General features: G+C 72.4%; 10 protein-coding genes. 8 read left to right on the top strand and 2 right to left on the bottom strand.

Annotated elements, in window-relative coordinates; all coding sequences use genetic code 11:
• Window positions 1–298: 298 nt before the first annotated feature.
• From ABZ016_RS01970 to ABZ016_RS01960, 3 genes are read left to right on the top strand one after another with little or no spacing between them, the layout of a single operon-like run.
• Window positions 299–1,819 (top strand): amino acid adenylation domain-containing protein, encoded by a 1,521-nt coding sequence (locus ABZ016_RS01970; protein WP_356914580.1) that lies wholly within the window; start codon window positions 299–301, stop codon window positions 1,817–1,819.
• Window positions 1,816–3,072 carry a hypothetical protein gene (locus tag ABZ016_RS01965; RefSeq protein ID WP_356914579.1) on the top strand — a complete coding sequence of 419 codons (1,257 nt, stop codon included), beginning with the start codon at window positions 1,816–1,818 and terminating at the stop codon, window positions 3,070–3,072. The genes ABZ016_RS01970 and ABZ016_RS01965 overlap by 4 nt, the downstream gene beginning before the upstream one ends.
• Before the next feature lie 32 nt (window positions 3,073–3,104).
• Window positions 3,105–3,872: an enoyl-CoA hydratase-related protein gene (locus ABZ016_RS01960; protein ID WP_356914578.1), complete on the top strand. Its 768-nt coding sequence runs from the start codon at window positions 3,105–3,107 to the stop codon at window positions 3,870–3,872.
• Window positions 3,873–3,960: 88 nt separating this feature from the next.
• Here ABZ016_RS01960 and ABZ016_RS01955 read toward each other — a convergent pair whose 3' ends face one another.
• Together ABZ016_RS01955 and ABZ016_RS01950 are read right to left on the bottom strand one after the other, a co-directional pair.
• Complete coding sequence (locus ABZ016_RS01955) at window positions 3,961–4,269, bottom strand: hypothetical protein (protein ID WP_356914577.1); 309 nt, start codon at window positions 4,267–4,269, stop codon at window positions 3,961–3,963.
• A gap of 170 nt (window positions 4,270–4,439) precedes the next feature.
• Window positions 4,440–5,126: an ElyC/SanA/YdcF family protein gene (locus ABZ016_RS01950; RefSeq protein WP_356914576.1), complete on the bottom strand. Its 687-nt coding sequence runs from the start codon at window positions 5,124–5,126 to the stop codon at window positions 4,440–4,442.
• Window positions 5,127–5,339: 213 nt separating this feature from the next.
• On the opposite strand from ABZ016_RS01950, the gene ABZ016_RS01945 reads away from it, so the two are divergent.
• The 5 genes from ABZ016_RS01945 (at window position 5,340) to ABZ016_RS01925 (ending at window position 12,390) form a co-directional block, all read left to right on the top strand.
• Window positions 5,340–6,110 carry a sirohydrochlorin chelatase gene (locus ABZ016_RS01945; protein WP_356914575.1) on the top strand — a complete coding sequence of 257 codons (771 nt, stop codon included), beginning with the start codon at window positions 5,340–5,342 and terminating at the stop codon, window positions 6,108–6,110.
• Between the two features lie 125 nt (window positions 6,111–6,235).
• Entirely contained in the window at window positions 6,236–7,546 is a 1,311-nt protein-coding gene (locus tag ABZ016_RS01940; protein ID WP_356914574.1) for a deoxyguanosinetriphosphate triphosphohydrolase, read from the top strand.
• 134 nt (window positions 7,547–7,680) lie between these two features.
• A complete protein-coding gene (locus tag ABZ016_RS01935) occupies window positions 7,681–8,946 on the top strand; it encodes an FAD/NAD(P)-binding oxidoreductase (RefSeq protein WP_356914573.1) in 1,266 nt (421 codons plus the stop codon).
• A 106-nt stretch (window positions 8,947–9,052) separates the two neighbouring features.
• Window positions 9,053–10,975, top strand: a complete 1,923-nt coding sequence (gene dnaG, locus ABZ016_RS01930) for a DNA primase (protein ID WP_356914572.1) — start codon at window positions 9,053–9,055, stop codon at window positions 10,973–10,975.
• An 86-nt stretch (window positions 10,976–11,061) separates the two neighbouring features.
• A complete protein-coding gene (locus ABZ016_RS01925; protein WP_356914571.1) occupies window positions 11,062–12,390 on the top strand; it encodes a sigma-70 family RNA polymerase sigma factor in 1,329 nt (442 codons plus the stop codon).
• Window positions 12,391–12,433 lie beyond the last annotated feature (43 nt).

Genomic DNA, 12,433 nt, shown 5'->3' with positions numbered 1-12,433 from the left:
CGCCGCCGAGCCTCCGACGTGAGGGCACAGTCCCGCCCACCTTCAGGTCGTCGCCGACCTGCACTCACGTTGCCCTTGTGACGAAAAACGCCACATGTGGCTCATTGCGTTCCTTTCTTGTCCGATCCGACCTCGTTGAGAGTTGAATCAGCCGCACTACGCTCTCGCTACGCGTAGCGCTCGCACGACTCCGCACGGCGTTCGACAACCGGGCATGCCCGCCGCTCACGGCTGCATCCACCGCGGCTCCACCGCTGTGGCAATCCGACTCTCGAAACAGCCAGGAGGCCACTCGATCATGCCTCTGCGCCACTTGACCCCCCAGGACCGGCACCTGTTCCGGCAGTACGGCCGGGGCCCCACCGTCCCCGTCCCCGACCCGCTCCTGCACCACGCCGTCACCCGGCACGCCCTGGCCGCCCCGCACGCCGTGGCCGCCGAACACCAGGGCGCGTGCCTCACCTACGGCGAGCTCGACCGGTACGCCGACGCCCTCGCCGCCCGCCTGGTCCGCGAGGGCGTACGGCCCGGCGACCACGTCGGCCTGTTCGTCCGCCGCTCGCTCCCGATGCTCGTCGGCCTGCTCGGCATCCTGAAGGCCGGTGCCGCCTACGTCCCGCAGGACATCGGCCTCGCGCCCCCGGCCCAGCTCACGCACGTCATCCGCACCGCCCGGACCCGGGTCGTCCTCACGGTCGCCGAGCACGCCCACCGGGTACCGCTCCCGGACGGCCATCTGCTGATCCCGCTCGACGAGCCGCAGCCGTACTCCCCGGCCCCGCGCCCGCGCGTCACGGGCGACGACGGCGCCTACGTCCTGTTCACCTCCGGCACCACCGGCCGCCCCAACGGTGTGAAGGTCACCCACCGCAACGTCGCCAACCTCCTGCTCACCGAGCCGGGCGGCCTGGGCGTGCGTCCCGGCGACCGTGTCGCCCAGCTCCTCAACATCGCCTTCGACATGGCGGCCTGGGAGATCCTCGGCTGCCTCACCCACGGCGGCACTCTCGTCGTCCGGGGCAGGGACATCGCGGCGGCGGCCCGCACCGCCGACGTGCTGATCGCCACCCCTACCGTGCTGTCCGGGCTCGACCCCGCGGCCTGCCCGCGGGTGCGCACGGTCGCCGTCGCGGGGGAGCCGTGCCCGCGCTCCCTCGCCGACCGATGGGCCGGGCAGGCCGCCTTCCACAACTGCTGCGGCCCCACGGAAACGACCATCGTCAACACGATGAGCCGCCACGACCCGGCCGCCCCGCGGCTCACCATCGGCCGCCCCACCCCCAACAACACGGTCTACGTCCTCGACGCCGACCGCCGCCCCCTGCCCGTCGGCGAGACCGGCGAGATGTGGGCGGGCGGCGACTGCGTCTCCGCGGGCTACCTCGGCGACGACGCCCTCAACGCCGAGCGCTACGCCCCCGACCCGTTCCTCGGCGGCACCCGCCGCATGTTCCGCACCCGGGACCTCGGCCGCTGGACCCCCGACGGCGAACTGGAGCACCTCGGCCGCACCGACGACCAGGTCAAGGTGCGCGGCTTCCGTGTGGAGCTGGACTCCGTCTCCTCGGTCCTGGAGTCGTCCGCCGGCTGCACCCGCGCCGTCACCCTGAGACGCGACGCCCGCACCCTGGTGTCCTTCGTCTGCCCGGCGGACGTCGACCCGGACGCGGCCCGCCGCGCGGTCGCGGACGCCCTGCCGTACTACTGCGTCCCCGACCAGGTCCTGCCGCTCGCCCTCCTCCCCGAGACCGACCGCGGCAAGGTCGACAAGCAGGCGCTGCTGGGCATGCTCGATCAGCGCGTGGCGGTGGCTCGATGACCACCTCACCCCCGAGGGCGCCGGCGGACGCGGGCGAACTCCCGCCGCTCCTGCCCGCCCCCCGCCGCCTGCTCAAACACCCCCGCCTGATGCACTACAACCGCCTCGCGGCCCTGGTGTTCGCGGCCAACGCGGCGTTCCTCTGGGCCGGTTGGCCCCTGGCCACCCGGACCCTCGGGCACGCCGCCCTCGCCAACCTCGCCCTCGCCGTGCTCGTACGCCAGCAGTACGTCGTCAACCTCCTCTTCCGGCTGGCGACCTCGGCCCCGACGCACTGGCCGCTGAAGGTCCGCTGGACGCTCGGGAAGGTGTACCACTTCGGCGGGCTGCACGTGGGCGGGGCGCTGGCGGGAACGGCCTGGTTCCTGGCGCTGACGATCACGACCCCGAACGGCCCGCCCAGAACCGTCGGCTGGGCCCTGCTGACCCTCCTCGCACTGATCGTCGCCACCGCCCTGCCGCCCTTCCGCTCCCGGCACCACGACCACTTCGAGAAGATCCACCGCTTCGGAGGCTGGGCGGCTCTGGCCCTGTTCTGGACGCGCACGCTGCTGTCGTCGCCGGGCCCCCTGGAGGTCGGGGTGCTCGCGCTGGTCACCTTCAGCGTGGCCCTGCCCTGGCTACGGCTGCGCAAGGTCGGCGTGCGCCTCGAACGCCCCTCCTCCCACGTCGTGCTGGCCCGCTTCGACCACGGCGAGACGCCCTTCGCCGGTTCCTCCACCGCGATCAGCCGCAGCCCGCTCAGGGAGTGGCACTCGTTCGCCAACGTCCCCGCCCCCGGCGAGTCCGGCTTCCGGCTCACCATCTCCCGGGCCGGCGACTGGACGGGCTCCTTCATCGACGACCTGCCCGACCGGGTGTGGGTGAAGGGCATCACCACGGCAGGCGTCGCCAACATCGAGGTCCTGTTCCGCAAGGTGGTCTACGTGGCGACCGGCAGCGGCATCGGCCCCTGCCTGCCCCACCTGCTCGCCGCCGAGGTCCCCTCCCGCCTGGTCTGGGCGACCCGCGACCCACGGGCCACCTACGGCGACGCGCTCGTCGACGAGATCCTCGCCGTCCAGCCCCACGCCCTCGTCTGGGACACCTCCCGGCACGGCAAGCCCGACATGGTGCGGCTCGCCCACGACGCCTGGCGGGACTTCGGCGCCGAGGCGGTCATCTGCATCTCCAACAAGCGGCTGACCTGGCAGGTGGTGCACGGACTTGAGCGACGGGGGATTCCGGCGTACGGCGCGATCTGGGACTCGTGACGCCGCTTCCAGGGAACGCACAGGGAGGAAAGATGAACCATCTGAAAGTCGAACGGGACGGCCGCGTGGTGACCGTCCGCCTGCACCGGCCGCACGTCCTCAACGCGCTCAGCGGTGAGCTCCTCGCCGAACTCCTGGGTGTGCTCCGCCCGTTGGACGCCGACCCGGAGACCGGGTGCTTCGTCGTCACCGGCTCGGAGAAGGTGTTCGCGGCCGGCGCCGACATCAAGGAGATGGCGGGGAAGTCGGCCGTCGACATGATGGCCGAGGACTACTTCGCCGCCTGGGAGGAGTTCGCGGACCTCCGCACCCCGAAGATCGCCGCCGTCAACGGTCCCGCCCTGGGCGGCGGTTGCGAGCTGGCGATGATGTGCGACCTGGTCGTCGCGGGGGAGTCGGCCGTCTTCGGCCAGCCCGAGATCAGGCTGGGCGTCATCCCCGGCATCGGCGGCACCCAGCGGCTGACCCGTCTGGTCGGCCGGGCGAAGGCGCTGGACCTGATTCTCACCGGCCGCACCATGGACGCACGGGAGGCTGGAAGCTGCGGTCTCGTCTCCCGAGTGGTCCCGGACGACCGGGTCCTGCCCGAGGCCCTCGACGCGGCGGCGACGATCGCCGCGTACGGCCGCACGGCGGTCAGGGCGGCCCGTGAGTGCGTCGACCGGGCCCTGGAGTCCGGCCTGCGCGACGGCGTCCGCTTCGAACGCCGTGTCTTCCACGGCCTGTTCGCCACCACCGACCAGAAGGAGGGGATGGCGGCGTTCCTGGAGAAGCGCCCGCCGCGCTTCCAGGAACACTGACCTACAGGGCCGGGGACAGGAGCACGCTGACCGCGCTCCCGCCCCCGGCTCAGCTCAGGCGCCGTGTCTGGTCAGGACACGGCCCCGGTCAGCACTCGTACGCGTAGTACGGCTCGTCCCCCACGTCCAGACCGATCCTTCCGACCCCACCGGGGCCGATCTGGATGCACGACGGGTCCCAGCCGTCGACTTCCACGCTGGCGGAGATGGTGTGCCCGCACACGTTGTGGATGTCCGCCCACCACTGGCCGTAGGCGCCGAGCTTCGCGCAGCCCGGCTCCGGGGCCTTGACCGCCGCGGCGGCCACGGGTGCCGCCGAGGCGGTCCCCATGGCGGCCGGTACGGCCAGCAGCGCGCCCGCGGCGGCCATCACCAGCGCGGAGCGAAGTCGAGTCATCAGGTGTCCTTTCCCCCAGTTCGCGACGGCGGCCCGATCCGCCGCCGCACGGCGTAGACACTAAGCGTGATCGCGCGAACACGGAGAGCGTCCAGAGTGGTTTTCACGCTCCTGTGTGAAATGCGCGCGTCAAACCCGCCCGTGGAGAAAGTCCGGATCCGTCCGAGAGGCTATTCGGCTGTGGCCAACGCCCGTTGCACGCCCGGCTCTTGAGGACCGAGGAACCGGGGGTCCGGCCGGAACGCCGCGTCCAGAGCGGCCTTCCCGGCGGCGAGGATCTCCCGGGCACCCCCGTAGTACCAGGTCGCGTCGTGCACGGCGTCCACCCCCACCCCGTACGAATCGACACCCGCCGCCTGACACAGCGCCACCGCCCGCCGGATGTGGAACCCCTGGCTGATCAGCACGGCCTCGTCCACGCCGAAGATCTTCTTCGCGCGCACGCAGGAGTCCCAGGTGTCGAACCCCGCGTAGTCGCTGACGATCCGCCCGTCGGGCACCCCGTGCCGCGTCAGGTACGCGCGCATCGCGTCCGGCTCGTCGTAGTCCTCGCGGCTGTTGTCCCCGGTGACGAGCACCACCTCGACCCGCCCCTCCCGGTACAGCCCGGCCGCCGCCTCCAGCCGGTGCGCGAGGTACGGCGAGGGCTCCCCGTCCCACAACCCCGCACCGAACACCACGGCGACATCGGTACGCGGCACCTCCGCCGCCGTCCGCAGCCGATCACCCGCCACCGCGTACATCCAGGTCGCCGGGAGCAGCGCGAGCACACACCCGCCCATCACGGCCTGCACCAGCCGCCGCTGCCCCTTCCGGGTGCGCGGCAGCCTCGGTCTGCGGACCTTCGGACGACGCATCGGACGGTCCCTCCCCGGCTCGGCCCTCGACAGTCAGGGACGTCCAGCCGGGCCGCCCGGTTCATCCCCCCGCGCGTGACCAGCTTCACTCCCGGCGGGGAAACCCCAGGCCAGGGCTGCTCACACCCCACCCGTCCCGCATCGTGAACCGCCGGAAAACACCCGTGACACCCCGGCAACGGGAAGGCAACGTGGCGCCGCGACCATCGATCCATGCCCAGCCAGCTCAGCCTCGTCCCGCCGGCCGCCGCACGTCGCCCGGCGCCGCCCGCCCTCGTCGTCGTGGCGCACGGCAGCCGCGACCCCCGCGCGCTGAGCACGGTACGCGCACTCCTCGACCGGGTCCGGGCACTGCGCCCCGGTCTGCCGGTGCACCTGGGGCACATCGAGCTGAACGAGCCCCTGCTCCCCGACACCCTCGCCGCCCTGGGGGACACGGAGGCGGTCCTGATCCCCCTCCTCCTCAGCCGCGGCTACCACGTCAAGCGGGACATCCCCGAGATGGCCGCGGCGGCCCCGGCCCGCACGCACCTGGCGGCGCCCCTGGGCCCGCACCCGCTCCTGGTCGACGCCCTCCAGGCCCGGCTGACGGAGGCCGGCTGGGGCGGAACGCCCCGCCGCACCAGCGCGGTGGTGCTCGCCGCGGCGGGCTCCCGCGACCCGGACGCCAAGGCGGACACCGCCCGCACGGCCCACCTCCTCGCGGCCCGCCTCGGCGTCCCCGTCGTCCCGGCCTACGCCTCCGCCGCGACCCCGACGGTCGAAGCGGCCGTCCGCACGCTCCTGGCAAGGGGCCGCCGCCACATAGCCCTGGCGTCCTACTTCACGGCCCCCGGCCGCTTCGCCACGGAGTGCACCCAGAAGGCCCCCTGGATAGCAGCGGCCCCCCTGGGCACCCACCCGTCGATGGCCAAGCTCCTCCTGCACCGCTACGAGGAGGCACTGGCGAGGCCGACAGCGGCACGGGAACTGGCCTCGGCGTGACGCCCTGAAGGGGCGCGGGGCTGTATCGACATGCGGCTCCGCCGCGTGGGCGCGACCAGCCCAGAACAACCCGCAGACGCCCGAAAACAGAACCCGGCACACGAACAGGCGCTTACTGTCGTCACATGGACGGCACCGCACAACACCCCCCGGCCTACGACCCGACGTCAGTCGACCGCTGGGCCCCGGAACCCGACAAACGCCCCGGCCGCACCGCCTTCCAGCGCGACCGGGCCCGAGTCCTGCACTCCGCCGCCCTGCGCCGCCTCGCCGGCAAGACCCAGGTGGTGACCCCCGGCACCATGGGCCCGGCCTGGGACGCCAGCCCCCGCACCCGCCTCACCCACTCCCTCGAATGCGCCCAGGTCGGCCGCGAACTGGGCGCGGCCCTCGGCTGTGACCCCGACCTCGTGGAAGCCGCCTGCCTCTCCCACGACCTCGGCCACCCGCCCTTCGGCCACAACGGCGAACAGGCCCTCAACGAGTTCGCGGCGGACTGCGGCGGCTTCGAGGGCAACGCCCAGTCCCTCAGACTCCTCACCCGCATCGAACCCAAACGGTTCACCCCGGAGGGCTCCGTCGGCCTCAACCTCACCCGCGCCACCCTCGACGCCGCCACCAAGTACCCCTGGCCCCGCGGCGCCCACCCCACCGACCCGGCCTCGCACAAGTTCGGCGTCTACGAGGACGACCGCCCCGTCTTCGACTGGCTCCGCAAGGACGCCCCCGGCACCCGCACCTGCTTCGAGGCACAGGTCATGGACTGGTCCGACGACGTGGCCTACTCGGTGCACGACGTGGAGGACGGCCTGCACGCCGGCCACATCGACCCGAACTGCCTGCACGCCGAGACGGAACGGCAGGACGTCTTCCGGGTAGCCCTCGGCCGCTACGTACCCGCCGACACCGACCCCGCCGAACTCGCCGAGGCCCTGGACCGGCTCCTCGCGCAGGAGTGGTGGCCGCACGGCTACGACGGCACCGCCGTCGCCCAGGCCCGGCTGAAAGACGCCACCAGCCAGCTCATCGGCCGCTTCTGCCTGGCCGCCGAGACCGCGACCCGTACCGCATGGGGGTACCGCCCAGGCCGTTCAGGCACTGGGGGAGGTGCCGGGCGGCTCACCCGGTACGCCGCCGAACTGGTCGTGCCGCGCGGGACCCGCATGGAGTGCGCCGTCCTCAAGGCCGTCGCCGACCGGTACGTCATGCAGCGCGCCGAGCAGGAACGCCTGCGCGCCGACCAGCGCGTCGTCGTCGCCGAACTGGCCGAGGCGCTCACCGCCCGCGCGCCGGAAGGCCTGGACCCGCAGTTCCGCGCCCTGTTCGACCGGGCGGGTGACGACCGGTCCCGCAAACGGGTGATCGTCGACCAGATCGCCTCCCTCACCGACGCCTCGGCCCGCTCGCTTCACGCCCGTCTGACGGGGCAGGCATGAGACTGACGGGACACAAGGGAGTCGAGCGCACCCGAAGGTGACCCTCCGTGGCCTGATCGGGTCACTCCCTCTTCCCGCATCACGCTCCGTGCGGGACGCTCGCAAGGGGCGACATCGTCACGAGGAGGCATCAAGTGGTCGACGCGGATCAGACTTTCGTCATCGTCGGAGGCGGACTGGCCGGCGCCAAGGCGGCCGAGACGCTCCGCGCGGAGCGCTTCACCGGCCGCGTGATACTGATCTGCGACGAACGCGACCACCCCTACGAGCGCCCGCCCCTGTCCAAGGGCTACCTCCTCGGCAAGGAGGAACGCGACAGCGTCTTCGTGCACGAGCCCGCCTGGTACGCGGCCAACGACATCGAGCTCCACCTCGGCCAGACCGTCGACGCGATCGACCGCACGGCGAAGACGGTCCGCTTCGGCGAGGACGGCACCGTCGTCCGCTACGACAAGCTGCTCCTGGCCACCGGCGCCGAGCCCCGCCGCCTCGACATCCCGGGCACGGACCTGGCCGGTGTGCACCACCTGCGCCGCCTCGCCCACGCCGAGCGCCTCAAACACGTCCTGACCAACCTCGGCCGCGACAACGGCCACCTCGTGATCGCGGGCGCCGGCTGGATCGGCCTGGAGGTCGCGGCGGCCGCCCGCGAGTACGGGGCGGAGGTCACCGTCGTCGAGCACGGGCCGACCCCGCTGCACGGTGTGCTCGGCCCGGAGCTCGGCGCGCTCTTCGCCGAGCTGCACCGCGCGCACGGAGTGCGTTTCCACTTCGGCAGGCGGCTGACGGAGATCGTCGGCCAGGACGGCATGGTCCTCGCGGCCCGCACCGACGACGGCGAGGAACACCCGGCGCACGACGTCCTGGCCGCGATCGGTGCGGCCCCGCGCGTCGCCCTGGCGGAGGCGGCCGGGCTGGAGATCGCCGACCGGGCGCAGGGCGGTGGCGTCGTGGTCGACGAGCGGCTGCGCACCTCCGACCCCGACATCTACGCGGCCGGCGACGTGGCCTCCTTCCACCACGCCCTCTTCGAGACGAGCCTGCGGGTGGAGCACTGGGCCAACGCGCTGAACGGCGGACCGGCCGCCGCGCGCTCCATGCTGGACCACGACGTGACCTACGACCGGGTGCCCTACTTCTTCTCCGACCAGTACGACCTGGGCATGGAGTACTCCGGCTGGGCACCGGCGGGCACCTACGACCAGGTGGTGATCCGCGGGGACGCCGGGAAGCGCGAGTTCATCGCGTTCTGGGTGAAGGACGGCAGGGTGCTGGCCGGTATGAACGTGAACGTGTGGGGCGTCACGGACAAGATCCAGCAGCTGATCCGCGCGAAGGCACAGGTGAACACGGAGTCCCTGGCGGACCCGCACGTGCCGCTGGAAAGCCTCGCACCGTGAGTGTCGGCGGGGCCCCGTGCCGTAATCCCCGGGGGCAACCCCCGGACCCCCGGCCGGAAAGCCGTCTCGCCTCAGGAGTGTCAGTTCGGCCCCGTAGAATCACCTCGTGGCTGGACGGATCAACGACGAGGACGTGAAGGCGGTACGGGACGCGGTCCCGATCGACGCCGTGGTGTCCGAGTACCTCCAGCTGCGGAACGCGGGCGGGGGCAACCTCAAGGGCCTCTGCCCGTTCCACGACGAGAAGTCGCCGTCCTTCCAGGTCAGCCCGAGCAAGGGCTTCTTCCACTGCTTCGGCTGCCAGGAGGGCGGCGACACCATCACGTTCGTGATGAAGATCGACCACCTCACCTTCTCGGAGGCGGTCGAGCGCCTGGCAGGCCAGGCGGGCATCACCCTGCGCTACGAGGAGGGCGGCTACAACCCCTCCCACCAGCGCGGCGAACGGATCCGTCTGGTCGAGGCCCACAAGATCGCCGCGGAGTGGTACGCGGAGCAGCTCGCCACGTCCCCCGAGGCCGACACCGGCCGGGTCTTCCTCGCCGAGCGCGGTTTCGACCAGGCCGCCGCCGTCCACTTCGGCGTCGGCTACAGCCCCCAGGGCTGGGACCACCTCACGCGGTATCTGCGCGGCAAGGGCTTCACCGACAAGGAGCTCGTCCTCTCCGGCCTCTCCCAGGAGGGCCGCCGCGGCCCGATCGACCGCTTCCGGGGCCGTCTGATGTGGCCCATCCGGGACATCGGCGGAGACGTCGTCGGCTTCGGCGCCCGCAAGCTGTACGAGGCGGACAACGGCCCCAAGTACCTCAACACGCCCGAGACGGCGATCTACAAGAAGTCCCAGGTCCTCTACGGCATCGACCTGGCGAAGAAGGACATCGCCAAGGCGTCCCGCGCGGTCGTCGTCGAGGGCTACACGGACGTCATGGCCTGCCACCTCGCCGGGGTCACCACCGCCATCGCCACCTGCGGCACGGCGTTCGGAGGCGACCACATCAAGATCCTCCGCCGTCTCCTCATGGACAACGGCTCGGCCCGCGTCATCTTCACCTTCGACGGCGACGCCGCCGGCCAGAAGGCGGCCCTGCGCGCCTTCGAGGACGACCAGAAGTTCGCCGCCGAGACGTACATCGCCATCGCCCCCGACGGCATGGACCCCTGCGACCTGCGCCTCGCCAAGGGCGACGAAGCGGTGGCCGACCTGGTCGAACCGCGCACCCCGCTCTTCGAGTTCGCGCTCCGCCAGATCGTGAGCCGCTACGACCTCGACACCCCCGCCGGCCGCGCCGCCGCCCTGGACGAGGCGGCCCCGATCGTCGCCCGCATCAAGAACAGCGGCGCCCAGCACGAGGTCGCCGTCCAGCTCGCCGGCATGCTCGGCATCCTCGACACCCAGTTCGTGGTCAAGCGCGTGGCCCAGCTCGCCCGCTGGGCCCGTGAACGCGGCGGCAAGGGCCCGGCCCCGGACCGGCACCAGCACGCGTCGCAGCAGTACGCCGCCGCCCAGCCGTCCGCCGCCCCCCGCGGCCCCGCCCTCAACCTCCGCAACCCCGTCTACGCCACCGAACGCGAACTCCTCAAACTCGCCCTCCAGCGCCCCGAGCTGGTCTCACCGGCCTTCGACGCGTACGGCATCGACGAGTTCACCGCCCCGCCCTACGCCGCCGTACGCCAGGCCATCCTCGACGCGGGCGGCGCCGAACCGGGCGTCGAGGACCCCCAGGGCTACCTGGTCAAGGTCCGCGAGGCCGCCCCCGACGACGCGGTCCGCGCGATGGTGACGGAGCTGGCCGTCGAGGCGATCCTGCTGCACAAGGGCACGAAGGGGGTCGACGAGGTGTACGCGGGCGCCCAGTTGGTCACCGTCCGCCGCCGCGCCGTCGAACGCCGCATCCGCGACATCCAGAGCCAGCTCACCCGCCTCGGCACCCACGGCGACCCGGCCCAGCTGGCCGCCGTCCAGAACGAACTCTGGGTCCTCCAGCAGTACGACCAGACCCTCCGGGTACACGGCGCCGCCGCGCTCTGACGTCACCGCGCGGTCACGGGCCGGACGCAAAAAGTCATCGCACGCCCCTCGTGGGGACTGTGTGTCTTACCCCACACTGGGTTGCGGTGCCTGAGTCCTCGGAGCGCGGCCGATCCGTCACCGACGGGTCCCACACCCCCGCCGTTCCGCTCATCGCGTACGGGACGGACAGCGGCGAGGCCGCCGACTCCGCCCCCGAAGTACCGCTGCCCCCCGCCTTGGCAGCGATCATCCTGGAGGTCGCCCCCGTGCAGACCCAGACCCTCACCCAGACCGACGCCCGTGCCGCCGTCGGCGCCGACGACCCCGTGCCGGACGCGGAGGCCGACGTCCTCTCCGCCGTCCCGGCCCAGAGCCGCGTCATGCTCCACCCCGAGACGGACGGGGAGACGGAACCGGAGCCGGAGGAGCCACCCGCCGGGACCGCCGGGACGGCCGAAGCCCCCGAAGCCGCCGAACCCCCCGAAGCGGTCGAACCCCCACCGGCCCGCACCGACACCGGCAGCCCCTCCTCGGACCTGTTCCGCCAGTACCTGCGGGAGATCGGCCGCATCCCCCTGCTGACCGCCGCCGAGGAGGTCGAACTCGCCCGCCGTGTCGAGGCCGGCCTGTTCGCCGAGGAGAAACTGCGGCTCACCCCCGACCTGGACAGCCAGCTGGCGCTGGACCTCGACCGGCTCGTCGTCATGGGCCGGATGGCCAAGCGCCGCCTGATCGAGGCCAACCTGCGGCTCGTCGTCTCCGTGGCCAAGCGCTACGTGGGCCGCGGCCTGACGATGCTCGACCTCGTCCAGGAGGGCAACCTCGGACTCATCCGGGCCGTGGAGAAGTTCGACTACGCCCGCGGCTACAAGTTCTCCACCTACGCCACCTGGTGGATCCGCCAGGCCATGTCCCGCGCCCTGGCCGACCAGGCCCGCACCATCCGGGTCCCGGTCCACGTCGTGGAGCTCATCAACCGCGTCGTCCGCGTCCAGCGCCGCATGCTCCAGGAACGCGGCTACGAGCCCACCCCCGAGGAAGTCGCCGCGCACCTGGAACTGCCCCCGGAGCGCGTCGGCGAGGTGCTCCGCCTCGCCCAGGAGCCGGTGTCGCTGCACGCGCCGGTGGGGGAGGAGGACGATGTCGCGCTGGGCGACCTCATAGAGGACGGCGACGCGGCATCGCCGGTGGAGTCGGCGGCGTTCCTGCTGCTCAGGGAGCACCTTGAGGCGGTCCTGTCCACCCTCGGTGAGCGGGAGCGGAAGGTGGTCCAACTGAGGTACGGCCTGGCCGACGGGCGCCCGCGCACGCTGGAGGAGATCGGCCGCATCTTCGGAGTGACGCGGGAACGCATACGGCAGATCGAGTCCAAGACCCTCAACAAGCTGCGGGACCACGCCTTCGCGGACCAGCTGAGGGGTTATCTGGACTGACGCCGACGTGCCGCCCCAGCTGCGGGCAGTCGTGCCGCTGGGG

The sequence above is a fragment of the Streptomyces sp. NPDC006372 genome, assembly GCF_040612515.1.
GTDB lineage: Bacteria > Actinomycetota > Actinomycetes > Streptomycetales > Streptomycetaceae > Streptomyces.
The sequence above is the reverse complement of the archived record's forward strand: the minus strand, read 5'-3'. Positions and strand labels throughout refer to the sequence as shown.